The sequence below is a fragment of the Rhodococcus sp. SB1D genome (genome assembly GCF_048573875.1).
GTDB lineage: Bacteria > Actinomycetota > Actinomycetes > Mycobacteriales > Mycobacteriaceae > Rhodococcus_F > Rhodococcus_F qingshengii.
On the sequence record NZ_JBMAIQ010000001.1, the window covers coordinates 1,119,398 to 1,146,317 of the forward strand.

25 protein-coding genes and 1 riboswitch are annotated in these 26,920 nt (G+C 64.1%); of the genes, 14 read left to right on the top strand and 11 right to left on the bottom strand.

The window, feature by feature from the left end; all coding sequences use genetic code 11:
• Window positions 1-166: 166 nt before the first annotated feature.
• On the bottom strand, window positions 167-523 hold the full coding sequence (locus ACN50D_RS05110; protein WP_050655267.1) for a hypothetical protein: 357 nt from the start codon (window positions 521-523) through the stop codon (window positions 167-169).
• Window positions 524-712: 189 nt separating this feature from the next.
• On the opposite strand from ACN50D_RS05110, the gene ACN50D_RS05115 reads away from it, so the two are divergent.
• Window positions 713-1,051 (top strand): RNA polymerase-binding protein RbpA, encoded by a 339-nt coding sequence (locus ACN50D_RS05115; protein WP_003944971.1) that lies wholly within the window; start codon window positions 713-715, stop codon window positions 1,049-1,051.
• A gap of 429 nt (window positions 1,052-1,480) precedes the next feature.
• Here the strand turns inward: ACN50D_RS05115 and ACN50D_RS05120 are convergent, their stop codons facing one another.
• From ACN50D_RS05120 to ACN50D_RS05145, 6 genes are all read right to left on the bottom strand, one after another.
• Window positions 1,481-2,659, bottom strand: coding sequence for a PrsW family intramembrane metalloprotease (locus ACN50D_RS05120; protein ID WP_211920163.1), 1,179 nt, complete (start codon window positions 2,657-2,659; stop codon window positions 1,481-1,483).
• A complete protein-coding gene (locus tag ACN50D_RS05125; RefSeq protein ID WP_249342658.1) occupies window positions 2,656-3,309 on the bottom strand; it encodes a hypothetical protein in 654 nt (217 codons plus the stop codon). Before ACN50D_RS05125 ends, ACN50D_RS05120 begins: the two co-directional genes overlap by 4 nt.
• A gap of 136 nt (window positions 3,310-3,445) precedes the next feature.
• Window positions 3,446-4,276: a hypothetical protein gene (locus ACN50D_RS05130; RefSeq protein ID WP_192712409.1), complete on the bottom strand. Its 831-nt coding sequence runs from the start codon at window positions 4,274-4,276 to the stop codon at window positions 3,446-3,448.
• Between the two features lie 92 nt (window positions 4,277-4,368).
• Complete coding sequence (gene lnt / locus ACN50D_RS05135) at window positions 4,369-5,937, bottom strand: apolipoprotein N-acyltransferase (protein ID WP_081558815.1); 1,569 nt, start codon at window positions 5,935-5,937, stop codon at window positions 4,369-4,371.
• Window positions 5,938-5,974: 37 nt separating this feature from the next.
• Window positions 5,975-7,609 carry an amidohydrolase gene (locus ACN50D_RS05140; protein WP_003944830.1) on the bottom strand — a complete coding sequence of 545 codons (1,635 nt, stop codon included), beginning with the start codon at window positions 7,607-7,609 and terminating at the stop codon, window positions 5,975-5,977.
• A 12-nt stretch (window positions 7,610-7,621) separates the two neighbouring features.
• Window positions 7,622-8,182, bottom strand: coding sequence for an FxsA family protein (locus ACN50D_RS05145; protein ID WP_003944915.1), 561 nt, complete (start codon window positions 8,180-8,182; stop codon window positions 7,622-7,624).
• A gap of 250 nt (window positions 8,183-8,432) precedes the next feature.
• On the opposite strand from ACN50D_RS05145, the gene ACN50D_RS05150 reads away from it, so the two are divergent.
• Window positions 8,433-9,092 carry a hypothetical protein gene (locus ACN50D_RS05150; RefSeq protein ID WP_211920159.1) on the top strand — a complete coding sequence of 220 codons (660 nt, stop codon included), beginning with the start codon at window positions 8,433-8,435 and terminating at the stop codon, window positions 9,090-9,092.
• Between the two features lie 37 nt (window positions 9,093-9,129).
• Here the strand turns inward: ACN50D_RS05150 and ACN50D_RS05155 are convergent, their stop codons facing one another.
• Window positions 9,130-9,789 (bottom strand): response regulator, encoded by a 660-nt coding sequence (locus ACN50D_RS05155; protein ID WP_003945024.1) that lies wholly within the window; start codon window positions 9,787-9,789, stop codon window positions 9,130-9,132.
• Between the two features lie 57 nt (window positions 9,790-9,846).
• Window positions 9,847-11,010, bottom strand: a complete 1,164-nt coding sequence (locus ACN50D_RS05160; RefSeq protein WP_030536362.1) for a sensor histidine kinase — start codon at window positions 11,008-11,010, stop codon at window positions 9,847-9,849.
• 38 nt (window positions 11,011-11,048) lie between these two features.
• On the opposite strand from ACN50D_RS05160, the gene ACN50D_RS05165 reads away from it, so the two are divergent.
• The 4 genes from ACN50D_RS05165 to ACN50D_RS05180 are packed head-to-tail and all read left to right on the top strand — an operon-like array spanning window position 11,049 to window position 15,627.
• Window positions 11,049-11,816, top strand: coding sequence for a TSUP family transporter (locus ACN50D_RS05165; RefSeq protein WP_030536361.1), 768 nt, complete (start codon window positions 11,049-11,051; stop codon window positions 11,814-11,816).
• A gap of 30 nt (window positions 11,817-11,846) precedes the next feature.
• Entirely contained in the window at window positions 11,847-13,367 is a 1,521-nt protein-coding gene (locus tag ACN50D_RS05170) for a TldD/PmbA family protein (RefSeq protein ID WP_211920157.1), read from the top strand.
• Window positions 13,364-14,722: a metallopeptidase TldD-related protein gene (locus tag ACN50D_RS05175; protein WP_211920155.1), complete on the top strand. Its 1,359-nt coding sequence runs from the start codon at window positions 13,364-13,366 to the stop codon at window positions 14,720-14,722. The genes ACN50D_RS05170 and ACN50D_RS05175 overlap by 4 nt, the downstream gene beginning before the upstream one ends.
• Window positions 14,722-15,627, top strand: a complete 906-nt coding sequence (locus ACN50D_RS05180; protein WP_042919754.1) for a TIGR01777 family oxidoreductase — start codon at window positions 14,722-14,724, stop codon at window positions 15,625-15,627. The genes ACN50D_RS05175 and ACN50D_RS05180 overlap by 1 nt, the downstream gene beginning before the upstream one ends.
• 7 nt (window positions 15,628-15,634) lie before the next feature.
• On the opposite strand, the gene ACN50D_RS05185 is transcribed toward ACN50D_RS05180, so the two are convergent.
• Window positions 15,635-16,015 carry a PPOX class F420-dependent oxidoreductase gene (locus ACN50D_RS05185; RefSeq protein ID WP_211920153.1) on the bottom strand — a complete coding sequence of 127 codons (381 nt, stop codon included), beginning with the start codon at window positions 16,013-16,015 and terminating at the stop codon, window positions 15,635-15,637.
• Between the two features lie 203 nt (window positions 16,016-16,218).
• Between ACN50D_RS05185 and ACN50D_RS05190 the strand changes: the two genes are divergently transcribed.
• Window positions 16,219-17,874, top strand: coding sequence for a GMC oxidoreductase (locus tag ACN50D_RS05190; protein ID WP_211920151.1), 1,656 nt, complete (start codon window positions 16,219-16,221; stop codon window positions 17,872-17,874).
• Between the two features lie 39 nt (window positions 17,875-17,913).
• Here ACN50D_RS05190 and ACN50D_RS05195 read toward each other — a convergent pair whose 3' ends face one another.
• Window positions 17,914-21,534 (bottom strand): cobaltochelatase subunit CobN, encoded by a 3,621-nt coding sequence (locus ACN50D_RS05195; protein ID WP_042919753.1) that lies wholly within the window; start codon window positions 21,532-21,534, stop codon window positions 17,914-17,916.
• A gap of 63 nt (window positions 21,535-21,597) precedes the next feature.
• Window positions 21,598-21,683: riboswitch (cobalamin riboswitch) on the bottom strand.
• A 74-nt stretch (window positions 21,684-21,757) separates the two neighbouring features.
• On the opposite strand from ACN50D_RS05195, the gene cobG reads away from it, so the two are divergent.
• The 7 genes from cobG (at window position 21,758) to ACN50D_RS05230 (ending at window position 26,721) form a co-directional block, all read left to right on the top strand.
• Window positions 21,758-22,900: a precorrin-3B synthase gene (gene cobG, locus ACN50D_RS05200; RefSeq protein ID WP_211920149.1), complete on the top strand. Its 1,143-nt coding sequence runs from the start codon at window positions 21,758-21,760 to the stop codon at window positions 22,898-22,900.
• Between the two features lie 19 nt (window positions 22,901-22,919).
• A complete protein-coding gene (locus ACN50D_RS05205) occupies window positions 22,920-23,546 on the top strand; it encodes a precorrin-8X methylmutase (protein ID WP_007729839.1) in 627 nt (208 codons plus the stop codon).
• Complete coding sequence (gene cobJ, locus ACN50D_RS05210) at window positions 23,543-25,030, top strand: precorrin-3B C(17)-methyltransferase (protein WP_125051083.1); 1,488 nt, start codon at window positions 23,543-23,545, stop codon at window positions 25,028-25,030. The genes ACN50D_RS05205 and cobJ overlap by 4 nt, the downstream gene beginning before the upstream one ends.
• 26 nt (window positions 25,031-25,056) lie before the next feature.
• Complete coding sequence (locus ACN50D_RS05215; protein WP_065455757.1) at window positions 25,057-25,416, top strand: HNH endonuclease; 360 nt, start codon at window positions 25,057-25,059, stop codon at window positions 25,414-25,416.
• The gene (locus ACN50D_RS05220) at window positions 25,413-25,817 is read left to right on the top strand and encodes a hypothetical protein (protein ID WP_058226722.1); all 405 of its coding nucleotides are present in this window, start codon (window positions 25,413-25,415) and stop codon (window positions 25,815-25,817) included. Before ACN50D_RS05215 ends, ACN50D_RS05220 begins: the two co-directional genes overlap by 4 nt.
• Window positions 25,814-26,053: a PLDc N-terminal domain-containing protein gene (locus ACN50D_RS05225; RefSeq protein WP_003944835.1), complete on the top strand. Its 240-nt coding sequence runs from the start codon at window positions 25,814-25,816 to the stop codon at window positions 26,051-26,053. Before ACN50D_RS05220 ends, ACN50D_RS05225 begins: the two co-directional genes overlap by 4 nt.
• 77 nt (window positions 26,054-26,130) lie before the next feature.
• The gene (locus tag ACN50D_RS05230; RefSeq protein ID WP_125051085.1) at window positions 26,131-26,721 is read left to right on the top strand and encodes a dihydrofolate reductase family protein; all 591 of its coding nucleotides are present in this window, start codon (window positions 26,131-26,133) and stop codon (window positions 26,719-26,721) included.
• Window positions 26,722-26,920 lie beyond the last annotated feature (199 nt).

Below are 26,920 nucleotides of genomic sequence, written 5' to 3' on the forward strand. Positions count from 1 at the left end.
CGAGAGCGCAGCCGAAGGTCATCGACCTCGACGAAGGGTCGCTTCGAAGTCCGAACCTCCCCGAAGGTCCGAACTCAGGATCAAAATTTGTCGTCGTCAGGCGTCAGGAGCACCGCAGTGTTGCAGTGCTCGACGCAAGGCTAGAAACCGGTTGCCCACACCTGCTCTACCGGAAACGTTCGGCTTCGCGGGCAAGCTCGGTCAACCTTTCACACAACTGTGTGAGCTCTGAACTCTCTGCGCCCTCGGCAATTGCTGTCGCCACATCTTCGGCAGCGCATCGGACCTCGAACATCCGATCCACGAGTTCGACCGCTTCGACTGCGGTCAAGATGACGGCGTCAGCCGGGATCGACGTGCCCTTGACGGCATTGCGCTGCTCGTACGCACGCTGTCGACAAGACTGGCTGCAGTACCGGCGTCGACGACCGACACCGGTCACCGCGACCTCTCGACCACACCACACACACGGGTTTCCCGAACGCGCAGACTGCGGTGATCCGACGCGTGTGCTCTCAGCCATGAATCGACACTGTACTCGAGATTCGGACGCCTTCGATGAACGCGCACGGTACCCGGTAAGATGGAGAGGTTGCGTCTTCTCGCCACACGGGAACCAATCGGGTGCTCGTGGCGTTGTAGATGAGTGTGAGCGTCTACTCCCCAAGTCAGGGCGCCCACCAGCGGTGACGAACGAAGAGAGGACACCACCATGGCAGATCGCGTACTTCGAGGTAGCCGACTCGGAGCTGTGAGCTACGAGACCGACCGTGACCATGACCTCGCGCCCCGTCGTATGGCCAAGTACAAGTGCGAGAACGGCGAGATCTTCGACATCCCGTTCGCGGACGAAGCCGAGATCCCCGGCACCTGGTTGTGCCGAAACGGCCTCGAAGGCACCCTCATGGAGGGGACTGCTCCCGAAGCCAAGAAGGTCAAGCCTCCCCGCACCCACTGGGACATGCTGCTCGAGCGTCGCTCGGTCGAGGAACTCGAAGAGCTCCTCAAAGAGCGTCTCGATTTGCTGAAGGCCAAGCGTCGCGGCGCATGAACTAGCACTTCGATCAAGACCGTCCGGTTCTACACCGGGCGGTCTTTCTCGTTCTTCGGGGAGCGATCGTTCACAAGTCGACGTCATACTTCGGCCCTTCTTCGACGTGGCAACTTCAGGATGCTTCGCGGTCCTCAAAGACACTTCAGGGCAACGTCATTCAGCATCCAGGCGCACTCGCGGGCCGACAGTGCGCAAATCCTGGACTTGCGCTGGAGAACCATCGGCACTGCTTCGTGCACCAGTGTGAGCTGTATCCCCCACCCCGCGACACACCAAACTTCGGTACACCAAACTTCGATACGGAGTGAACTGGTAGCCCAGTCACTCGGCCGGGTTGCTTGCCAAGTGACGATGGCAAGCAACCCGGCCGACTGGGGTGTGGGTGAATGATTTGCGGTGCTGAACGGTTCTTCCGCTACTTCCCGGTCACCGAGTGATGCTCTGTGCCGCGGTTCCTTGGCGGAGGCGGGTGATTTCGTTGCGTGATTCGACGACCTGGGGGCTGTCGTCGCCCTTGCTGACAGCTAGGTCGCTGCACAGATCCAGCGCGGCACGAACGATATGTCGTCGTTGGCGACGTTCGGTGCGAGTGGGTGCGGCTTTCGCGTAAGTGCGTTGTTGTCGCCATCCGCCGGCGGCTGTCACCTCGGCGTCGGTCAGGACGCCGGACTCGATTTCCGGGGCGAGAATGTCACGGACGAAGTGGGATTCACGTGGGTGCGCCCAGACGAACGCGATCCACAAGGCAGTGAACGCGAAGACGATGTCGCCGATCATGATGACGAACACGAGCGAACTGCTGCCGCCGGCGATCGCGAGCATGGAATCCCACACGCCGTGGATCAGGATGGGTGCCACGATCAACGCCAATCCGCGTCCGATCCGCCGGGGCTGGGCCGGGGTGCCGATCAGATTGATCACGCCGGCGCAGAAAAGGGCGGTGAACAGGGGATGAGAGACGATGTCGGAGTAGGTGCGGGTGGCGATGGAACCGAGCAGGCCGTCGGTTTGGTGGGCGCCGAAGCCCTGTGTTGCGCCGGCAATCGAGTACAGAAAGTCTTCGCTGGTCTGAAATCCCAAGCCGATGAAAGCACCGAGGAGCAGGCCGTCGGTTGCGGTGCGCACCAGGCGTGGTGCAAGCGCGAGGAGGACTACGATGCCGATGCCTTTGGCGGTTTCCTCCACGAAGGGTGCAGAGAGGCCCGCATGCCAGTCCTGAGCCCATACCTGCCCGAAAATCTTCGAGTAGAGCGAACCGACTGCTCCGTTCGCGGGTACTGCGATAGTGAACGTTGCTGCGGTGGCGCCCCAGATGAAGCCGGTGACCACTAGTCCTACGGGTTGGCGTTCGTAGCGGTCGATGTGCCGGAACCACCATGTCCAGACCGCGGCGCTGATGACGCCGACGATGCCGGCAACGAGGAGTGCGCGCCCGAAGTATCCGGCGAAGGGAGCAAACATCTGCCAGCCTTTGACGAGGCCGAATCCGCACATCCACAGGTATATCCAGAACACGACGTTGCGTGGCTGGAAGAAGTGAAATTTCTCGCCCCAGGCCGTCGTATCGAATGCGCGGGAGCGGGTTTCGAGGAGATCGGTGCTCACTTGGTGTCTCCCTCGTGTGTGCCGATAGAGGCGATCATGTCGGTGATTTCTCGACTGCGGGCGGCGATCTGATCGGGTGGGCCGACTACCTGTACCCGAATTCCCTTGCCGTCGACGACGAATGTGGTCACCGATCCGGCGGACCGCGGAGTGTCAAAGCTGACCTGGACGCCGCCCAGACCCCCGGCGGTGCTGATCGGCTGGCGCGCACCGGAGACCGCAAGCACGGAACTGCCGTTCGTCGCAAGACTCACGGCATCTGTTTGGGAGAGGAGCTCGTCGGCAGTTCCACTGAATGTGTCGGCGTCGACGCTCACGGTGACGGTGCCATCGGTCAACGTCACACGTGGGAGCGAATCGGACGCGCCATGTTGGTCGGTTCGGAAACCACTGTCGACATTCCAGCCCGCAGGTGCGGCGAAGGAGACCGTTTCGGTCACGGCCATCCGGTCTCCGGCTCCGGTTGGATCTTCGGAGGAGACAGCGGAATCGATGGCGGGCACGATCACGGTCCAGAGCATCCACACCGCCAAGATCGCGAGGGCGTGTGGAAAGACTCGTGTGTCGAATCCGAGGAAGCGGTGATCCGCTGGTGGACGTCTTCCGTGTAGGGGCTCGTGCTTGTGTGCAGTACTCGAAATAGCGCTCAATTTCCCTCGTTTCCATTGCACGGCAGGTGTACTGACTATCGCAGAAACGGACAAATTCCGTGCATCAGCCGGCACCTGCCGGTCATCGAGACGATCGTGCACCAAGTTCCCGTAGGCGCGAGATCACCGAGAGCTCCTAGTCGACGGTGAACCGTCGCATCGCCAGATGTCCGAACACGCCGACCAGAATCAACGTGACGCCTGCGGTCACGGAAACGGAGTCGGTCACCAACCCCGCGATGCCGGTCACGGCTACGAACACCGGCAAAAAGTCGAACAGCCTGAAAATCGACTGCGGTGGTTCGGTTTCGAGGCCCTGAGCCTGAGCGGCCTTGTTCGGCGCATACTCGGGGTACCACTCGGTGAAGGAGATCGCGAAGAAGGTTCCGAGCAACTGCAGAATCCATCCGGTCCAGAAGTTGTCACCGTCGTGCAGCAGTGCGTCTCCGAACAGGCCCACTACGGCCGACCAGGTGAAGGCGAGAGCCCACACCGCCGTAATGACGTAGTTGATGTGCAGAAACAGTGGCGTCGTCCAATACTCTTCGGGCGTCGACTCTTTCGCGTACTGCAAAGTGAAAGGATTGCGGAGCAGGATCGATCCGAAGGCAAAGACCACCAGCGCGATGTTGGTCAGTTCGCCTCCCCAGAGTTCGAACCACCGAATCGTGTTCGCCGACGCGAGGAGGCCGATGGCCGCCAGAACGCCGAAGAACACGACGTCGAAGACCTCCAACAGCTTCACGGTGCCGCCGCGCCGGTGACTGGCCGCCAAGATCAGCAGCGACAACCCGAGGGCTGCGGCCGCGGATTCCTCGAACCTTCCCGGCCCGGAGAGCAAGGACAGCAAGATCCACGGCGACAGGCCGGCGAGCGGTGACTGCAGAACCGCGTCGACGACACTGGTTTTGTGAACTGCATCCCGGGGCTCGGACTTGTCTGGCTCGGTTTTCTCAGGCTCGGTCACAAGAAGCCGCCTTACGCAGGAACGGGTGGCACAGCGAGTACCCGCGTAGGCGCTCCTCGGAACATCGGCAGCCCTAATATCCGATGCTCGGCTCAGATTGCCGCAGTCTCCTCGGGTGAGTGCTCAGCCTGATCTCGGCGCCGGGCCAGCACTGCCATGGCAATCGCGCCGACCGCGATGATGCTGAGCACGATCTCCGGCACCGGACCTACTCGGCTGGCAAGGGTGGAGCTGGTCGAGAGCGGCACCTTCGCCACCAGGGCCGCCGGCACGAACAGGTCGGTTTGCGAAGTCACCGCACCGTCGGGAGCGATAATGGCGCTGACACCACTGGTTGCGGCGACAACGACGGCGCGGCCGTGCTCGACTGCCCGCACACGCGACATTGCCAGCTGCTGATAGGTCATCTCGGTGTCCCCGAAAGTAGCGTTGTTGGTCGGTACCGCCAGCAACTGTGCACCGTTGCGCACCGATTCCTGGAACGCCCGGTCGAACGCCACCTCGTAACAAGTCGCGACACCGATGGGTACCCCCGCTGCATGGACAACGCCGTTGCCCTCGCCGGGAACGAAATTGCCCGCGCGATCGGCGTACGAGGAGAAGTTCCGGAAGAAGCTTCGGTAGGGCAGGTATTCGCCGAACGGCTGAATGATCTTCTTGTCGTGCTGTTCCTGAGGACCGTTGGCGCCGTCCCACACGATCACCGAATTGGTGGTCGTACGATCGGCGTTCACGAGTACGGTGCCGACAAGAATCGGCGCTCCGATCGCTTCGGAGGCCCGGGTGATGTCGGCAGCGGCATCGGCGTTTCGCAGGGGGTCGATGTCCGAGGCGTTCTCCGGCCAGATCACGACGTCAGGCTGATCGACGCGGCCCGCGTCCACCTCGGCAGCAAGTTTCACGGTTTCGGCGACATGGTTGTCGAGGACCTGCTTGCGTTGCGAGTTGAAGTCCAAGCCCAACCTCGGAACGCTTCCCTGAATGGCGGCGACGGTGATCGTTCGATCACCGGAATCCATGGTGGACAAGAACGGCGACACCACGAGAGCAATAATCACGGGCACGAGGGCAGCGGCAACAGCTCCGAAGAATCCTCGGTCCCATCGTTTGGCCGCGACAGCGACTGCAACTGCTGCCAAGCCGGTACCGGTCAGGGCCACCGCGAAGCTGAGCAGCGGCGCACCGCCGACACTCGCAAGAGGGAGGAGCCACCCTTCGGATTGACCGAATGCGAGCCTGCCCCAAGGAAATCCGCCGAAAGGAACGCTGGAACGAAGCCACTCGGTGAGCGTCCAGGTCGCAGCAATCCACAAGGGTGCCCATGGCAACCTCGCCACCAGAACCGCAAGCAGCCCGAACAGTCCGATGAACAACGACTCCACCGCGGCCAACGCGATCCACGGGACCGCACCTACGAACACACCGATCCACGGAAGCAACGGCACCAGAAATCCGAGACCGGCCAAGTATCCGTAACCGAAGCCGGCACGAAGGCGCAGTCCGCCGCGCCCGAAGTTCGTCAACACACACGTCAGAAGAGCGATCCCGACGGGCGCCAAGAACCACAGCGGGCGGGGTGGGAACCCTGCGAAGATCAGGAATCCACCTGCGGCCGCGTACAGCGAACGTAGCCATGCGGAACGGGTGAGCACAGCGCTCACACGGGAGCGATCACCGACAGACGCCTCTGCGCCGGCCTCACTCACTCGACGAGCCGCGCTGATAGACGACGCGTCCGCGATGCACCGACTTGATGCAGACCGGAATCGGCGCATCTTCCGCCAGCCTCGGCAGAGCGGGTACGCGCGAGCGCGGATCGGTAGACCATCGCTGAACCGAGTCGGCGGGTGCGCTCACTTCGAGTTCGCCTGCCTCCCACAACACGTAGGAGGCCGGTGCGCCCGGATTGAGGGTTCCCGCGGCGCCGTCCCGCACTCCGCCCGCGCGCCAGGCGCCGCGAGTTGCCGCGGAGAAGGCCGCACGCGGCGAGATTCCACTTCCGTCGGTGCGGTGCTGGACAGCGGCGCGCAGCATCGCCCACGGCTCGATGGGGGTGACCGGGGCGTCGGAGCTGAATGCGAGCGAGACACCCTTACCGGCAGCAGGTGCAAACGGATTCAACGCTGCTGCGCGCTCGACTCCCAGGCGCGTGGCGTAAAGACCGTCGGTGCCACCCCACAGTGCGTCGAACACCGGTTGGACGCTAGCGATGACACCCAAGGCGGCAAAGGTTTCCGCGTCGGCCATGGACATCATTTCCGCGTGCTCGAGGCGGTGACCCAACGCGGCGACCTTGGGGCCACCCAGTTCGTCGGCGACCCTGCGGAACGCGGCAGCTGCCGACGAGACGGCGCCGTCACCGATGGCATGGAACCCGGCCTGGACGCCCGCGAGGGTACAGGCCCGGATGTGTGCGGCGATCGCGTCGACGTCGAGGTAGGCATTGCCCGTCGAATCAGGTTGGTCTGCATAGGGTTCGAGCAACCACGCGGTATGCGAACCGAGCGAGCCGTCGATGAAGAGATCCCCGCCGAGTCCGTCTGCTCCGGTTTTGTCGAGGAGCGCGCGAGCATCCTCTTCGCTGTCGACACGCTCACCCCAGTAGCCCCGAACCTCCACGCCGTGATCGTGGGCCAACAGTTCCTGGAAATCGGTCAATCCCGAGATGTCCGGTCCCCCGCACTCGTGAACGGCCACGATTCCGCGTGAGGCGCAGAGATCGAGCGCAGCGGTACGAGCAGACGCGCGCTGAGTTTCCGTCAGCAGATTCCGAGCGGCATTGCGCGCCAGGTGGTGTGCGTCGAACGTCAACGGGCCTTCGGCTGAGTATCCAGCGGTGTCGGCGAGGCCGGAGATCCCGTCGCGCAATGCGCTCGAGCACGCGGCCGAGTGAACGTCGATCCGCGAGAGATACACCTTGCGGCCAGGGGCGGCCGCGTCGAGATCTGCGGTCGACGGCGGGGTCTGCTCGGCCCACTCGGTGTCGTCCCAACCGTGTCCCCAGATGACTGCGTCGGGATGGGCAGTTTCGGGGTTCGCGGCTGCGAATGTTCGTACTCGCGAGAGACATTCGTCCAGAGAGTTCGCGCCCACGAGATCGAGGCCGACGAGATTGAGTCCCAGTGCGGTGATGTGGACGTGGGTGTCGACGAACCCGGGAGTGACAAACGCACCACCCAGGTCTTCGATCTCCGCGGCGGGGTGCAACGCCCGTCCGGCGCGCTCGTCGCCGACCCACACGACGGTGCCGTCGGTGATGGCGATCGAGGTCGCATCAGGTGCAAATGAACTGTAGATCCGGCCGTTGACCAGCAGACGAGTAGTCACGAGCACCCAGTCTGCCTGTTAGTACTGCGGCCCCCGCGAACGGGTGGGTGTATCCGTGTCCAGAATCTCACCCTCGAGGACGAGTTCCTTGCCGTTGCTGGCGACGTACTCGGTGGTTTCGGGTGTCTCGACGATGATCTCGCCGTCGATCACCTCGCCGTTTCCGCGCATCCGCGCCGCGTAGCCGACGGTTCCGGCGAAGGCGTCACCACCGGCGGCAAATGCTGCTGCGCGCTTACCTGCCAGGAGCACTGCAAGCGGGCGCAGCGCCCAGCGGGTCGGCGGAATCAGAAGCAGCAGGCCCAGAACCGAAGTCACGAGTCCGGGTACGAACATCAACGCGGAGCCCGCCGCGACCAGGGCGCCGTCGGCGACCGCCAGTGACGGCGATCCCTCACCCCGCGTGGCCTTACGGAACCCGTCCATGACCCGTCGCCACTGCGAGCGCATGAGGATCAATCCGACAAGCGATCCGGCGAGAAACAGCAGCACTGTCCAGGCGACACCGATGGCGTTGCCCACGATGACCAAGGCTGCGATCTCGACGATCACGTAGAGGAGAAATACGGCGGCGATCATGACGTCCCCTTTCAGACGGTCTATTCGTTCAACGCTCGAGGGGCCGGTTTTTCTCCCGACAACGACGCAGAGGTGCAAAACAGGTGGGTGCCGTGAGTCACACGGGCCTTCTCTCACGCACGTGCGACTTGCCTGGCGTTAACTAACGCTCCGCTAACGATTCTAAACCTCAAGTTGACGTTGAGACTCTGCGCATGGTCAAGTCACTTCGGGCCGCATTCCCCGGCCTCATGAAATGAAGGAGCCCGACATGAGCCGACTCCCCGGCAAGACACTCGCCCGACGCATTCCCGCTGCCATCGCCGGCACTGCCGCCGTCGTGGCACTCACCGCCGGCAGCGCGATGATCAGCGCGGGAACCGCGGCCGCAGAACCGGTGGTACCCGAAGGAATTGCCGCACTGATCGCGGAGGCCGCAGCCATCTCCCCCGAAGCCTCTGCTGCTGTTCAGCAGTTGATCGGCACGGCAGGCGCTGATCAGATCACGACCGCTCTCGATCTCCCGGACATCGGCGTCACCAAGCCGCAGTCGTTCATGTACCCCGCACCGACCGTCGGGTGTGGCGTGGCCGGTGAACCCGTCACCGTCACCCTCAGCTCCGCACAGGCCGGTCCGAACTTCCCGTTGCCGCCGTGGGTCGAGGCCGACCATCTCCGGTTCCAGGCAATCCCGGGTTACGTCGGCATACCCAAGACCTCCGGGTTGAGTGTTGCCTGGATCAACGTCGGCACGTTCAAGGGCGGCATCGTCCCGTTGGACGAGAAGTTGCCCGTACTCGATACGCCGTTGCTCTCGAAGGTCGTCGACACCGGTGACGGCAAGGTGTTTGCCGCTCTGTTCGGCAATGTCGATTACGCAGACGGGAAGACCTGCATCGTGCTGCCAACAGTGGGCGCTTTTGATGCTTGAGCAGAGCGAAACGCTCGCTGCCTGACAGGCGGCTGGCCTACGCGCCCGGAGTCACCAGTCCGGTCTCGTAGGCCAGCACCACAGCCTGCACACGATCACGCAGATCGAGTTTGGTCAGAATGCGTCCGACGTGCGACTTGATCGTCGATTCGGACAGGTACAGCTGCTGTGCGATCTCGATGTTCGACAGCCCCGTGGCCACGTGTCCGAGGACTTCGCGTTCGCGTTCGGTCAGGACGTCGAGAACTACCGGATCGCGCCGGGGCGCCGGACCGTCCACGATGAACCTCGACAGCAGACGACGTGTCACCTTCGGGGAAACAACCGCGTCACCGGCTGCCACGCTGCGGATTGCCGACACGAGATCCTCGGGCGGGGTGTCCTTGAGAAGGAAGCCGCTGGCTCCGGCGCGCAAGGCACCGAGAGCGTGTTCGTCCAGGTCGAAGGTCGTCATCACCAGGACCCTGGATTCGATCCCGGAGGCAAGAATCTGCTCGGTCGCTTTCACCCCGTCGACAATCGGCATCCGCACATCCATCAACACGACGTCAGGCTTCAGCGCCACCGCCGCTGCGACCGCCGCGGCCCCGTCGCCGGCCTCACCGATAACCGAGATGTCTTCATGTGCTTCGAGCACCATGTTCAGGCCCATCCGCATGAGTTCCTGGTCGTCGACTAGCAGCACGGTGATGGGCACGGCGTAAACCTATCGGGCCTGAGACGTCGGTGCCAATGCGATTGCGGCGAGCCGGTATCAATCGTGGATCTCGAGCGGCAGCTCTGCGTACACACGCCAACTGCCGTCGGGGCGTCGTCCGGTCTCGAGCGTCCCGTGCAGTACCGCCACCCGCTCACGCATTCCGACCAGTCCATTCCCCGAACCGTGGGAGAAGGTCGAACTCGACGTTCCGTTGTCGACGACCTCGAGTAGTACCGCGGTGTCGGTGCGGCGCACGGTGACTCGTGCCTTCGGGTTTGCGCCGGCGTGGCGGAGGACATTGGTCAGTGATTCCTGAACGAGGCGATGAATTCCCAGGCTGACTGAAGGACTGACGTCGTCGAGCTCGCCGGTCAGCTCGAGGCGCACGCCGAGACCAGCGGCCCGCATCATCTCGACGACCTTGGCGATGCCGGCAGTTCCGTGTTGCGGCATCGCATCACTACTGACCTCGGTGCGCAGCAGCGAGACGGTACGGCGAAGCTCGGCAAGGGCGTCGCGTCCGGTGCTGGAGATGTTGCCGAGCGCCTTCTTGGCCAACGCGGGATTGGAATCGACCGCATACGACGCGCCGTCCGCCTGGACGATCATCACGCTGACCGCGTGGGCGACGACATCGTGGAGTTCGCGGGCGATTCGGGTTCTTTCCGTGGCCACCGCATCCTCGGCACGCCGATCCCGTTCGTATTCGGCCACTTCGAGTCTGGCGGCCACTTCCTCGTCGTAGGCGCGGCGGGCGCTCAAGAACTCGGCGGTGATCCAGGCCAGTGCATAGAGCAGGGTCGCGATGATGATCGTGAGGATCACGTCTTCGCGGATGACGAGCAACGAGAGTGTCATGTCCAGGGCAAGGAAGCACGCGAAAATCGCCCCGGTGCGTCGATCGACATACGCAACGAGTGTGTAGAGCGAGACCCCGAGCGCCAACAGGCCTGGATGTTCCGCAGCCGGATCCCCGGTCGCCCACATCATCAAGGTTGCGAAGTACGACATCGACAAAATGGACGCAGCGGACACACGCGGATATTTGCGACGCCACACGACGGGAAGGCAGATCAGAAATCCGACGACGAGCTGAGGCCACCGCTCCTCACGCGGCGAACTGACGAACGTGACTACCTCGAGCGCGAAGAACACGAGCGCCAGCGCGCTGTCCGCGATCATCGGCTTTCCTCGCAGCCACAGGCTGAACCTCCGCATGTGCTCAAGAGTGTCACAGCTGTGAAAGAGTCACCGCCGTGGATATTGCTGATTGGGGACTGCTGATGACGGCAGCGACGGCGGCGGGTTGGGTCGACGCCGTGGTCGGCGGCGGTGGATTGATTCTGTTGCCGGCGCTCTTTCTGGTCGCACCCCAATTGACCCCACAGGCGGCACTGGCCACCAATAAATTGACGGCATTCACCGGGACGAGTGCTGCGGTGTACACGTTCTCCCGTCGAATCCCGATGGAGTGGCGGCAGATGGCGCCGGCAGCCGCGTTGGCTGCGGTGACGGCCGCGTGCGGGGCGGCGGCCGTTTCGCTGATCGACAAGAAGTACTTCATTCCGATCGTGATGGTCGTCCTCGTCGCCGTCGCCGTCTTCGTGACCATGCGTCCGACGCTGGGCACCACGATCGCGACCCATCGTCCGACGCAGCGCAAGACCGTCCTCGTCCTGCTGCTCTCCGCCGGACTCATCGGCCTCTACGACGGTCTGCTCGGACCCGGCACCGGCACCTTCCTCATCATCAGCTTCGCGACCTTCCTCGGAACCGAATTCGTTCGGAGCGCAGCGATGGCGAAGGTGATCAATCTCGGTTCCAATTTCGGCGCGCTCGCCTACTTCGCCGTCACCGGGCATGTCTGGTGGAGTTTGGGTTTGGCGATGGCGGTGTGCAACGTTCTCGGCGCGGTCATCGGTTCGCGGATGGCGCTGAGCAAGGGATCCGGATTCGTGCGGATCACGCTGTTGGTGGTCGTGATCGCCATGGTGATTCGCCTCGGATGGCAGCAGTTCGGCTGAGATCGGCGGTCGTCGGCTAGCGTCGTGTGCGTGACCGTCACCCGAGATGTCGATGCAGATTTCCTCGCCCTCCCGCTGCGAGCTGTCGCTGATGCGGCGCTGTCGGCAGCGAGAACGGCCGGCGCCCAGCACGCCGATGTTCGTGTCCACCGCGTGCTCACACAGTCGATCAGGTTGCGCGACGGCGTAGTTCAGGCGGTGTCCGACGGAGACGAGATCGGGGTCGCCGTCCGTGTGATCGTCGACGGCACGTGGGGATTCGCCTCGCACGCCGAGGTGTCCCCCGATGTCGCTGCTGCGCTGGCACGCCAAGCGGTCGAGGTCGCGAAGGCATTGCGCTCGCTCAATCGGGATCCGGTCACCCTCGCCGACGAGCCCGTCTACGCCGACGCGACGTGGGTGTCGCCGTACCTCGAAGATCCCTTCGCGACACCGACGGCCGAGAAGGTAGGCCTGCTGGTTGACTACTCCGGACGGCTTCAAGCCGCCGACGGCGTGGATCACGTCACGGCGAGTGTCCTCCAGGTCAAGGAGCAGACCTTCTACGCGGATCTGGCCGGTTCGTCGATCACCCAGCAACGGGTGCGTCTGCACCCCGAGTTCGAGGCGACCGCCGTCGACAAGTCGGCCGGCAGCTTCGAATCGATGCGCACCTTGGCGCCGCCGGTAGGCCGCGGATGGGAGTACCTCGGGGCGGAGAGCACATGGAACTGGGGCGATGAGCTCGCGCAGATCCCGGAGTGGCTGGCCGAGAAGACCAAGGCACCGACCGTCGGAGCGGGTCCGACCGACCTCGTGATCGATCCGACCAATCTGTGGCTCACGATCCACGAATCCATCGGACACGCCACCGAATACGACCGGGCGATCGGCTACGAAGCGGCCTACGCCGGTACGTCGTTCGCGACGCCGGACAAGCTGGGAACGCTGAAATACGGAACGCCACTCATGCACGTGACCGCCGATCGTAACGAAGAGCACGGCCTGGCCAGCGTCGGATTCGACGACGACGGCGTCGCCTCTCAACGGTGGGATCTGGTGGCAGAGGGAACACTGGTCGGGTATCAACTAGACCGCGTGTTCGCGCCGAGGCTGGGGCTGACGCGTTCCAACGGTTGCTCGTACGCAGACTCCGCACATCACGTTCCCATCCAGCGAATGGCCAACGTCTCGCTCTCCCCCGACCCTTCTACGGACACCTCGACTGCAGACCTGATCTCGCGAGTCGAGAACGGCATCTACGTCGTCGGTGACAAGTCCTGGTCGATCGACATGCAGCGCTACAACTTTCAGTTCACCGGTCAGCGGTTCTTCAAGATCCGTGACGGAAAGCTCGACGGTCAGGTGCGCGACGTGGCGTATCAGGCGACGACGACGGATTTCTGGGGCTCGATGGAAGCCGTTGGCGGTGAGTCGACCTGGCGTCTGCAGGGCGCGTTCAACTGCGGCAAGGCGCAACCCGGTCAGGTTGCGGCGGTCAGCCACGGCTGCCCGTCCGCTCTGTTCCGCGGAGTCAACATCCTCAATACTCGTTCGGAGGCTCAGCAGTGATCGATCCGCAGCAGGTCGTCGAGCGTGCATTGGCCGCGAGGACGGTAGACGAATCGTTGGTGATCGTGACCGATGCGAGTGAGGCGTCGCTGCGGTGGGCCAACAATTCGATGACCACCAACGGAGTTTCGCTGTCCCGGACGTGGACGGTGATCTCGATCGTGCGCGAGGGTGACATCGCGAAGGTGGGCACTGTCAGTTCCAGCAGTGTCGATCCGGAGCAGATTTCCGCGCTCGTACATGCAAGCGAAGAAGCTGCGCGCACAGCCACTCCGGCTGACGACGCGTCCGACCTGATCACGCAGTCGGCGGCAGAGACCGACTGGGACCTGCCGGCCGCCCTGACCGACATCGGTGTCTTTGCGCCGTTGGCTGCCGACCTGTCCACGGCCTTCGACGGCGGCGACCAGTTGTTCGGCTTCGCTCACCACCAGTTGCACACCACCTGGCTCGGAACCTCGACGGGCGTGCGACGTAGAACGGCTCAGGCCACCGGCTCCGTGGAGATCAACGGCAAGCGCGGCGACGCCAGCGCCTGGGTCGGATCCGGAACTGTCGATTTCAGCGATATCTCGATACCGAAGCTCTTGTCGCAGTTGACCACTCGACTCGACTGGGCGGGTAACTCCGTCAGTCTGCCTGCCGGCCGCTACGAGACAATTCTTCCTCCGTCTGCTGTGGCGGACCTGATGATCTATCTGATGTGGACCATGGAGGGTCGCGGCGCCGAAGAAGGCCACACCGCACTGTCCACCACCGGTGGAACCCGGATCGGCGAGAAGCTCGGATTGCCACTGACACTCACCTCCGACCCCGGCGCCGAGGGCTTGCAATCCGCGCCGTTCGTGATCACGACGTCGTCGAGTGAATCCGTCTCACTGTTCGACAACGGTATGGAGATCGAACCCGTCGACTGGGTCCGAGACGGCGTCGTCAGTGCGCTGGCGTACCCGCGCCACGCTGCACGAGAATTCGGTCGACCTGTCGCAGTTCCCGGCGACAATCTCATCCTGACCGGTGGTGACGACACCTCGATCGAGGACATGATCGCAGGTACCGAGAAGGGTCTACTGCTCACAACCCTCTGGTACATCCGTGAGGTGGATCCGACGACGCTGCTGTTGACCGGACTCACCCGTGACGGGGTGTATTTGATCGAGGACGGCAAGATCGTCGGCGCCGTCAACAACTTCCGTTTCAACGAGAGTCCACTCGATCTCCTGCGGCGGGTCACCGAGGCTGGACGTACCGAGATCACGCTTCCCCGGGAGTGGAAAGATTGGTTCACCCGCACGGCCATGCCGCCCATGCGGATTCCCGACTTCCACATGTCCTCGGTCAGCCAGGCGCAGTGATGACGAAGGTCGTGATCGCCGGCGGCACCGGCGCTCTCGGCCGCCGGATCAGCGACGATCTCGCGGACCGTGGGTATGACGTCGTGGTCCTGACTCGCTCACCGAAACCTGGCAGGCACAGGCAGGTTCAGTGGGACGGTGTCACGGTGGGCGACTGGGCGGGAGAACTCGGCGGCGCCGCGGTGATCAATCTGGCCGGCGAGTTGGTCGATCGCCGACCCACCCCGGCAAACATCGCACTACTCACCAACTCCCGGGTCGATCCGACCCGCGCGCTGGTCGAAGCGTCGAAACTACTGGCGAACCCTGTTCCGGTGTGGATCCAGGCGAGCACGCTCGCGATCTACGGCGATGCGGGTGAGGCACGATTGGACGAGGATTCTCCCCTCGCTGACGGGCCACCTCAGATGACCGACGTCGCAAAGGACTGGGAGGCAGCGGTCGAGGGTGCAAACGCGTCACGAGTGGTGATCCTGCGAACCAGTGTCGTGTTGGAGAAGGGCACACCGGCGCTCGAGCGATTGCTGTTGCTCGTGCGTCTCGGACTGGGCGGACGCGTCGCCTCGGGTAGGCAGTGGACCAGTTGGATTCACATCGAGGACTGGCTGTCGATCGTTCGTTGGGCACTCGAACCCGTTTCGGCTGCCTCGGGGGTGGTCATCGCGACGGCTCCGGATCCCGTCCGAAACTCAGAGCTGATGGCCGGGCTGCGCAAGCACCTTCACCGGCCACCTGCGCCGCCGACGCCCGCTTTCATGGTCAGATTCGGCGCGTTCCTTCTTCGCAGCGACGCTGCCCTGGGCCTGACGGGTCGTCATGCCGTATCGAAAGTGTTGGCGGACAAAGGCTTCCCCTTCACGTATCCGCGGTTCGATTCAGCGTTGGACGATCTGCTCGGCAACTGACGCGCGGTCAGGCTGCAGTGATGGCAAGTCCGATCGTTCCGGTCTTGCCGCGGCGCAGGAGACTGCCTTTCATGGTGATCCAGCCGAGGATTCCGTACCGACGTGCTATCGCGTCGCGAGCATGATCGGTGCCCGGTCCGTCGAGGATCTCGGCGACGGCGGCCACCGGTTCACCCTTGGGATTTCCCCGAGTGTCACACGCAGCGACGGTGACCGACGGGTTTCGCCTGATGCGCTTGACCTTGTAGGAATCGGTCACGGTCCACATCAGGAGCTTGTCGCCGTCCGGCGCGGCCCAGAGTGGAGTCGCCACCGGAGTTCCATCCTTGCGGAAGGTCGTGAGTAGGACGTACTTGGCCTCGGAGACGCGCTTGAAGTCGGGGTTCACTCCTCGAGGATAGGTGCGAGCGCCTCTCGCTGAACACCGACAAGATTCCGCGACTATCTGGCGACCGATCAGTACCACCCAGGAAGTGCCACTTATGCACGTTTTATCCAGTTCTTCATGACGTCGGACACGCCGTTTCGTCCCCGAACTCCATCTCGAGTTATTCTGAGGCAAACCGTCGAACTGGGGAGTCGAACTTACACATGCAGCGCCGTGACATGCAGCGTCGTGACTTTTTCAAAGCCGCCGGGGCGGGGGCGGCAGTTGCAGCCGCGACACCGCTCATGTCGACGTCGACCAGCCACGCCGCCCCCGCACCCCTACGGGCGCTACCGATGGGTGCTGATCACTACCGCGCGCTCGTCCCCGAGTTGTTCGCACCATCTCCTACTCCCCCGGAGCATTCCGAAGCCATCGTCATCGGGTCCGGATTCGGCGCAAGCGCCACCGCTCTCCGGTTGGCGCAGAGCGGCACCCAGGTCACCATCCTCGAACGCGGACTCCGATGGCCGCATGATCCGCAACGGGAGATTCACACCTCCGACATGCTGGCCGACGGCCGCGGAGTTTTCCGGCGCACATCGTTCACCAACCTCACCGGACTCCCGGTGGTGTGCGACTACTTCAGCGGCGTCCTCGATGCCACCGACTACGAACACATCTCGGTCTGGCGCGGCGCTGCAGTCGGCGGTGGTTCCATCATCTTCACCGGCGTGATGATCGCGCCCGAGCGCCGATTCTTCGACGCAGTCTTCGGCAACTCCCTCGACTACGACGAGATGGCGTCCACCTGGTACCCCAAAGTGCGCCAGATGCTGCGTCTGAGCCCGTTGCCCGAAGACATTTACCAAACCCCGAACTTCGGCCACTCGCGTCGTTGGGATCAGGACGCTCGTCGTGCCGGATTCGATCCGCAGCGGATCGACGGGATCTGGAACTGGGACGTGGTGCGCTCAGAACTCGACGGCCGAACCCGAGCCTCGGCCACTGTCGGTGACAGCAACATGGGTAACTCCAACGGCGCGAAGTTCGACCTCACACAGAACTACATTCCCGCCGCCGAAGCCACCGGACGAGCCACCGTCTGTTACGGACATCAGGTGCTCGCGATCAGTCGCGAACGTGATGGACGCTACGTCGTCGACGTCGAATCGACGGATCCGACGGGTGGCGTTCTGGCCCGGAAGACTCTTATCTGTGACCGTCTGTTCCTCGGCGCCGGCTCGATCGGCACCTCCGAACTGCTGGTACGCGCCCAGGCGACGGGCGCGCTGCCGAACCTCAACGAACACGTCGGTAAGGGCTGGGGAACGAACGGCGACGCCGGGATGGTGCGCTCGTTCGGCTTCAGTGACGGCACTGCGCAAGCCGCACCGTCGGCATCACGCATCGTCGACGAGTCGGGAATGCCACTCTCCCTGGAAAATTGGTACGTCCCCGGCCTACCCGTCAACATCGGCATGCTCGGAACATTGGGGATGACCCTCGACTCGCAGCGCGCCGACTTCGCCTACGACGGCGGCTCCGATCGGGTGGTGCTGAACTGGCCGAAGAACGGCAACGACGCCACCGTCGAGGCACTACGCGCCGTCCAGAACAAGATGGCCTTCGCCGGCACCACGCTGCCGTCGGCATTGCCGTTCGCGAAGGACGTCAATTCCTCGTTCACCGCGCATCCCCTCGGCGGTGCGGTTCTGGGCAAGGCCACCGACGGTTACGGGCGAGTCAAGGGCTACGACGGCCTGTACGTGATGGACGGCGCTGCCATTCCGGGCAGCACCGGCACCGTCAATCCGTCACTGACCATCACTGCTCTGGCGGAGCGGAACATCGCTCAGATCATCAAGTCCGGACGCTGACACACTTCAGCGCCCGGACCTGCCGGTGATTCTCGAGGTTTACTCCCCCTCGAGTTCGCCTTCGGTTTCGAGGTACACCTGACGCAAGCCGTCGAGTGTCTTCTGCTCGGGGTGCTCCCACATGTTGCGCTCGGCGGCTTCGAGGAGCCGCTCGGCGATTCCGTGCAAGGCCCACGGGTTGGACTGCGTCATGAACTTCTGGTTCTGCTCGTCCAGAACGTAGGTCTCGGCGAGCTTTTCGTACATCCAGTCCGCGACCACGTTTGTGGTGGCGTCGTACCCGAAGAGGTAGTCGACCGTGGCCGCCATCTCGAACGCACCCTTGTACCCGTGACGGCGCATCGCGTCGAGCCAGCGGGGATTGACCACGCGCGCCCGGAAGACACGTGCGGTCTCTTCCGAAAGTGTGCGTGTGCGAACCGATTCCGGTCGAGTGCTGTCGCCGATATATGCCTCGGGCGACTTTCCGGTCAGCGCGCGCACGGTGGCAACCATGCCGCCGTGGTACTGGAAGTAGTCGTCCGAATCGGCGATGTCGTGCTCACGCGTGTCGGTGTTCTTGGCCGCCACGTTGATTCGACGGTATGCACTGCGCATGTCGTCGGCTGCCGGGATTCCGTCGAGCCCACGGCCGTACGCGAAGCCGCCCCAGTTGGTGTACACCTCGGCGAGGTCGTCGTCACCGCGCCAGGTCTTGGAGTCGATGAGTTGCAGCAGGCCGGCGCCGTAGGTTCCGGGCTTCGAACCGAAGATGCGAGTGGTCGCACGCCTGGCATCGCCGTGCTCGGCAAGGTCGGCCTGCGCGTGGGCGCGCACGTAGTTCTGCTCGTCCGTCTCGTCCAATGCGGCGACCAACTGAACAGCGTCGTCGAGCAGTGCGAGCACGTGCGGGAACGCATCACGGAAGAATCCGGAGATGCGGACGGTGACGTCGATGCGCGGGCGGCCGAGCTCTTCGAGATCGATGACCTCGAGGTTGACCACGCGTCGGCTTGCTTCGTCCCAGACAGGGCGAACACCGAGGAGCGCGAACACTTCGGCGATGTCGTCGCCGGAGGTACGCATGGCGGCGGTACCCCACACGGACAGACCCACCGAGCGCGGGTACTCGCCGTGATCGGCGAGATATCGAGCGGCGAGCGACTCGGCCATCGCCTGACCGGTCTCCCACGCCAGTCGTGAGGGAACTGCCTTGGGATCGACGGAGTAGAAGTTACGACCGGTGGGAAGCACGTTGATCAGGCCGCGCAGCGGTGACCCACTCGGGCCGGCGGCGATGAAGCCGCCGTCGAGCGCGTGCAGGACCTGCTTGATCTCGTTGTTCGTCTGTCGGAGGCGTGGAACCACTTCGGTGGCCGCGAACTGAAGGATCTTCACGACGGTCTCGTCGTCGCTGAGTTGTTCTGCCGCAGCGGGGTTCCAATCGGCGTCGTACATGCCGCGAACCAGAGCGTGCGCCTTTTCCTCGACGTCGTCGACACGGTTGCGGGACTCGTCGCCGTCTTCGCTGAGCCCGAGAGCTTCGCGCAGACCAGGGACACTCTGTTCGCCGCCCCACATCTGACGGGCACGGAGCATGGCCAGGACCAGTTCGATTTCGGCGTCGCCCTCGGGTGCGCGGCCGAGAATGTGCAGACCGTCGCGGATCTGGACGTCCTTGATCTCACACAGCCAACCGTCGACGTGCAGGAGCATGTCGTCGAACACGTCTTCTTCGGGACGCTCCGCGAGGCCGAGGTCGTGGTCCATCTTGGCCGCCCGCATCAGCGTCCAGATCTGCTGGCGAATGGCCGGCAGCTTGGACGGGTCCAGTGCGGAGATGTTGGAGTGCTCGTCGAGCAGTTGCTCGAGACGGGAGATGTCGCCGTAGCTTTCGGCGCGGGCCATCGGCGGGATCAGGTGATCGACGAGAGTCGCGTGGGCGCGACGCTTTGCCTGTGTTCCTTCACCCGGGTCGTTGACGAGGAACGGGTAGATCAGCGGCAGGTCGCCGAGGGCTGCGTCGGTACCGCAGTTGCTCGACATGCCGAGTGTCTTGCCGGGCAACCATTCGAGGTTTCCGTGCTTGCCGAGGTGCACAACGGCGTCGGCGCCGAATCCGCCGTTGTCCGGTGTTGCAGCGATCCAGCGGTAGGCCGCGAGGTAGTGGTGGCTCGGCGGCAGATCCGGGTCGTGGTAGATCGCGACGGGCTTTTCACCGAATCCCCGCGGCGGCTGGACCATGAGCACGATGTTATTGAATCGCAGTGCCGCGATGACAATTTCGCCGTCGGGATCCTGCGAGCGGTCGACGTACAGCTCTCCGGGCGCTGCGCCCCAGTGCTCTTCGACACCGCTGCGCAGTTCCTCGGGCAGGGTGGCGAACCATTCGCGGTACTTCGCTGCCGAGATGCGGATCGGATTGCCCTCGAGCTGCTCGGCAGTGAGCCAGTCGGGATCCTGTCCGCCGGCCGCGATCAGGGCATGGATCAGCGCGTCGCCGTCCTTCGCCGCCAGGCCGGGAACTGCGTCCGGACCGTCGACCGGACCGAGATCGTAACCGGCAGAACGCATTTCGGTGAGCAGGTCGATTGCGCTCGCCGGAGTATCGAGACCGACGGCGTTGCCGATGCGGGCGTGCTTGGTCGGGTACGCCGAGAGCATCAGAGCAACGCGACGCTCGGTGGTGGGAATGTGGCGCAGCTTGCCGTGACGGACCGCGATCCCGGCGACGCGGGCAGCGCGCTCGACGTCGGGGACGTACGTGGACAGTCCGTCGGAGTCGATTTCCTTGAAGGAGAACGGGACGGTAATGATGCGGCCGTCGAATTCCGGCACCGCGACCTGGGTCGCGACGTCGAGAGGCGACAGTCCGTCGTCGTTCTCGTCCCAGGTGGCGCGGCTACTGGTCAGGCACAGGCCCTGCAGGATGGGGACGTCGAGCGCAGCGAGTGCGGCGACATCCCAGGCTTCGTCGTCGCCACCGGCGGACGCGGTCGCGGGCTTCGTGCCACCGGCAGCAAGAACTGTCACAACCATGGCGTCGGCGCGGCGGAGCGTGCTCAGAAGTTCGGCTTCTGCGGTTCGCAGAGATGCGCAGTAGATCGGCAGCGCGGTGCCACCGGCCTCGGCGACCGCGTCGCACAACGCCTGGATGTACCGGGTGTTTCCGGCCAAATGCTGGGCGCGGTAGTACAGAACTGCGATGACCGGACCGCTCGCCGAGTCGAGATCGGGCGCGAAATCAGCGATGCCCCAGGAAGGCAGGTGGGCCGGCGGTTCGAACCCGTGGCCGGTGAGCAGGACGGTGTCGGACAGGAAGTGGTGCAGCTGTGCCAGATTCTGTGCGCCACCCTCGGCCAGGTAGTTGTGCGCCTCGGCAGCAACACCGGCGGAAACCGTCGAGCACTCCATGAGGTCGGCGTCCGGCGCGTGCTCGCCGCCGAGAACGACTACGGGAAGTCCGGAGGCGAGGACCATGTCCAAGCCGTCTTCCCAGCTGCGACGGCTGCCGAGGATACGAACGATCACGAGGTCGACGCCGTCGAGCAAGGGCGGCAAGTCCTCCGAGACCAGCAAGCGTGAGGGGTTGGCCCAGCGGTAGGAAACTCCGTCGCCGGCTTCCTGGCTGGCGCGGGCGCTCAGCAGATCGGTGTCGGACGTGGAGAGCAGAAGAATCACGGGTGAAGCCTTCCTGGGGTTTCGCGCCCCGTGGCACAGATCTGTCATCGACGGCGGTTGAGGGTCTGACTCGTGTTTCCGGGCGGAAACACGTCCCGCTCGAGCAACACTCACAGTGGCGCGACCGCACCGGACTTTCACCGGTTTCCTCAACTGCCGTCACTGGTGGTGGTGATGCTACCGGTCCGCAGAAGGCACTCATGACAGGTCGTACCCTGGAGCCATGCCCACGGACCGTTCACAGCCAGACGCGTGCCCGGGTGCACTGCAAGTTCACCACGCCGCCGACGGCGCACTGGCACGCGTGCGCCTACCCGGCGGACTCCTCACCCCGGTCCAATTGCAGACGCTCGCCGACGCGGCGCGCGATCTCGGCAACGGGCAGATGGAACTCACCTCGAGGGGCAACGTACAACTGCGCTCGGTCTCGGACCCCGAAGCCTTCGCGGCGCGTATCGCTTCGGCCGGTCTGCTGCCGTCCGCGACGCACGAGCGAGTGCGCAACATCCTCGCGTCCCCACTGTCCGGCCGTATCGGGGGCGTCGCCGACATTCGTGAACTGGTCCACCGTCTCGATTCGGCGATCCAAGCGGATCAAGCATTGGCAGATCTGCCAGGGCGAACCCTGTTCACCCTCGACGACGGGCGCGGAGACATCACCGGGCTACGGGGCGATTTCGGACTCCATGCGCGCAGCGCCACCGAGCATTCACTGGTGCTCGCCGGTCACCACACCACTCATCTCGTCCAGGCGGACGACGCCGTCGAATTGCTCCTCGAGGCGGCTCGATCATTCCTCGACGTCCGCGACAAGCACTGGCGCCTGGCCGAGGTTCCGGACGGAATCGAACGCACCCTCGAGCAGCTGGGTCTGAGCGCCGAGTCCACCGTTGCGGCGGACCTCACGCCGGATGCACGGCCCACTGTCGGCTGGCTCGAGCAGCGCGACGGGACCGTAGCTCTGGGCGGCGGCCTGCGATACGGACTGCTCGACGCTCGGCTGGCCGAGTTCCTCGCCGCCGTCGACAAGCCCGTCGTCGTGACGCCGTGGCGATCGGTGCATATCTTCGACCTCGACGAATGGGCAGCCGAGCAGGTAGTCCGGGTGCTGGCACCCATGGGGTTGATCTTCGACGAGAACTCACCGTGGCTCGAGGTCACCGCCTGCACCGGAAGTCCGGGATGCGAGAAGTCGCTCGCCGATGTGCGCGCCGACGCGATCACCGCCGTCGAGCAGGCAGAACTTCCGGTTGTCGGGCGCCAGCACTGGGCCGGGTGCGACCGCAGCTGCGGACGTCCCCGCGGGGACGTAGCGGATGTGATCGCGACGGGTGACGGTTACCGGGTGAATCCGCCCGATCGGTGATGCCTCTATCGTGTGGCACATGATCGAGTACATCCGTGACGGCGCGGAAATCTATCGCCAGTCCTTTGCCACCATTCGGGCCGAAGCCGACCTGAGCCGTTTCCCGGCGGATGTCTCGCAAGCTGTAGTGCGCATGATTCATGCAAGTGGCCAGGTCGATCTCGTCGACGACGTCGCCTTCACACCCGGTGTCGTCTCGGCTGCGCGCGCAGCTCTGCGCGACGGCGCGCCGATCTTCTGCGACGCCCAGATGGTGGCTGCCGGCATCACGCGCAAGCGTCTGCCCGCCGGCAACGACGTCATCTGCACCCTCGGCGATCCGCGGGTTCCCGTGCTGGCGTCGACCATCGACAACACTCGCTCGGCGGCTGCTCTCGAACTGTGGGGAGCCAAGCTCGAGGGCGCTGTTGTCGCGATCGGAAACGCACCCACCGCACTGTTCCATCTCCTGAACCTCATCGAAGCCGGCGCACCCCGTCCGGCCGCCATCGTCGGAGGTCCGGTCGGCTTCATCGGCGCTGCCGAGTCGAAGGAAGCCCTCATCGAACACGCCAGCGGGATCGATCATCTCGTTCTCCGCGGCCGACGCGGCGGCAGCGCGATCACCGCCGCCGTCGTCAATGCGATTGCGAGCGAAGTCGAATGAGTGCAGGCAAGCTCTGGGGTGTCGGTATCGGCCCCGGCGATCCCGAATTGGTGACCGTCAAGGCAGCCCGCGTCATCGGCGAGGCCGATGTGGTTGCGTTCCACTCCGCGCGGCACGGCAAGAGCATCTCCCGCGGAGTTGCAGCGCCGTACATGCGCGAAGGACAGATCGAAGAACACCTCGTCTACCCCGTGACCACCGAGACCGTTGATCATCCCGGCGGATACCAGGGCGCGATGGACGAGTTCTACGAAGCAGCTGCCGAACGGCTGGCAGCTCACCTCGCGGCCGGTCGAACCGTCGCGTTGCTCGCCGCCGGCGATCCGCTCTTCTACAGCTCCTACATGCACATGCACAAGAGACTGGCCGATCGCTTCGACGCCGAAGTGATTCCCGGCGTCACCTCCGTCAGCGCGGCATCTGCTGCACTCGGAAAGCCGCTGGTCGAGGGTGAAGAGATCCTCACGATCCTGCCCGGAACGTTGCCGCAGGCCGAGCTGACCAGGCGGCTCAAGGAAACCGACGCCGCGGCCATCCTCAAGCTCGGACGTACCTTCCCACCGGTCCTCCAATCGCTCGAGGATTCCGGCCGCCTCGGCGAGGCCCACTACGTCGAGCGCGCGAGCACCACACGTCAACGCGTCGAATCCGCTGCCGAGGTCGACCCGGACGGAGTTCCGTACTTTTCGATCGCCATCGTTCCGAGCCCGTCGAACAACCCTCGACCCGCAGCCGAGTCTCGCGGCGAGGTGGTCGTGGTCGGACTCGGGCCGGGCGACACCGCCTGGACCACACCCGAAGTGGCGCATGAGCTTTCGTTGGCAACCGACCTCGTCGGCTACGGCCCGTACGTCGATCGCGTGCCGACGCGTCCGGGCCAGCGTCGCCATTCCAGCGACAACCGCGTCGAAGCGGAACGCGCCGCGATGGCGTTGGACCTGGCGAAGAACGGCGCCCGTGTAGCTGTCGTCTCCTCGGGTGATCCCGGCGTATTCGCCATGGCTGCAGCAGTTCTCGAAGTTGCCGCCGAAGACCAGTGGCGCGGGGTGCCGGTCCGCATCCTTCCCGGCATGACGGCGGCAAACGCTGTCGCCAGTCGCGTCGGCGCTCCCCTCGGGCACGACTACGCGGTGCTCTCGTTGTCTGATCGCCTCAAGCCGTGGGATGTCGTCGCGCGCCGTATCTCGGCAGTTGCAGCCGCGGACATGGCATTTGCGGTCTACAACCCGGCGTCGAAGTCCCGGACGTGGCAGGTCCAAGCCATGAAGGACCTCGTGCTCGAGCACCGCTCCCCCGAGACTCCCGTCGTCATCGGCCGCGATGTTGCCGGTGCCGAGGAATCAGTTCGCGTCGTGACCCTCGGCGAGCTCGAGCCTTCCGAGATCGACATGCGAACTCTGCTGATCGTCGGCTCCTCGATGACGACGGTCGTCGAAACCGGTTCGGGCCGTCAGGTGTTCACCCCGCGGCGCTACCCGGAGTGAACGCCGCACGGCGATAGCATGGCCTCATGCCCGTCAACCGGACCCGGAAAGCCAGATACGCGCGTAGGCGCAAACGCCGAATGGATCTGATGGAGCACGACCTGTCCGTCGAGCAGTGGTCCGCGCTCAAAGCGGCCTGGGGTGGCTGCGCGTACTGCGGCGAGCCGGACGAGTCGCCGCAACGTGACTGCGTGCTGGCGATCTCCCGCGGTGGGCGCTACACACTCGACAACATCGCACCGGCTTGCCGCTCGTGCAATGCGAGCAAATGCAACAGCGAGGTCACTCTCTGGTTGCGGCGCAAGGGTTATGACGAGAAGGCCTTCCTCCTGCGCCACGCGGAGATAGGGATCGAGATGAGGGCGCAGTTCTCGGAGCAGTCGTGACGGCCCCGGACGAGTTGCGCCCGATCCTCGACGAGCTCATGGAGTTCGAACCTCTGTTTCACCGAACTCGAGTAGCGATGTCACGAGACGAGTTCGATGCGGTCGTCGACCCGGAGTTCCGGGAAATCGGAGCCTCCGGTGCGCGATACACCCGCGACTACGTGCAGTCCGTAGTCGAGACCCGGCGACTCCGCGGCGAGGTGAACGACGCGGCTGAACTCGGATGGAGGGTTGACCGACCCGCGCTGAGCCGGATTGCACCTGACACGTATCTGGTGACGTACCGGCTGGCGCAAGCGCAACGAGTTACCGAGCGATCATCCATCTGGCGGTTCACCGAGAATCGGTGGAGCGTGTTGTTTCATCAAGGCACAGTCGTCGAAAGTGGTTTGGAAGCGTGAACGAATCGACCCCCAACCCCACCATTCCGCTTTGGATGGACATCACCTTCACCGCCTTCGTTCTTGCCTGGATCTTCATCACGATTAGCGCGCTCGTGGCGATCGTGCGCACTGACTTCGAACGCTCGGGCGGCAAATTCTGGTGGTCGGCACTGGTGATCGCGGTGCCTGTACTCGGTGCGCTCGTCTGGTTACTGTTCGGTCGACCCCCGCGTGACTCCAGGTCCCGAACCTGATCTACACCGACGGCCCGGCAGTAGTCTGAGTACGGTCCGGTGCTGTCACTCTGCGCCTATCAGGGGAGAACAACGAGATGAGACCACTTCGATACTCGATCAACGTCACCCTCGACGGCTGCTGCCATCACGAGGCGGGGCTCCCACCCGACGAGGAGTCGATGCGCTACTGGACCGCTCAGATGGAACGAGCCGATGCCTTGCTGTTCGGCCGGGTGACCTACGAGATGATGGAGTCGGCGTGGCGGCGGCCCGCAACGGGCGCGTGGCCTGACTGGATGGACGAGTGGGAGATCCCGTTCGCCCAGGCCATGGACCGGGCGAAGAAGTACGTCGTGTCGAACACGCTGAGCGGGGTCGATTGGAATGCCGAACTCGTGCAAGGCGACTTGGGGCCAGTGATTCAACGGCTCAAGGAGCAGCCCGGCGAAGGCCTGTGGGTTGGCGGCGTAACACTCCCCCTGGCATTGGCAGACCTGGGACTGATCGACGAGTACGAGTTCGTTGTGCAACCGGTCCTCGCCGGACACGGACCGACGTTGCTCGCCGGTCTGCGCAAGCGCATCCAACTCGAACTCGTCGATCGCCACGAGTTCCAGTCGGGTGCAGTCGCCGTGCGATATCGGCCCACTCAAATACCGCCCCCGGGTCAGGTATCGGACGGGTAGTCGACGCATGGCTGGACATGCGCGGTTGAAAGACATGTCGTCGCCTCAGTTCGGACGCGAGAAGAGTTCCCAGTCTTGTTCGGTGTTCGGTATTGACCGGACACTCGGCACAGCATGAACATTAGCCACCGAAGTTCTCCGGACAACCCTCGACGAGATCGAAGCATCGAACTGGATCACGAACAAGTTCATTCCGCCC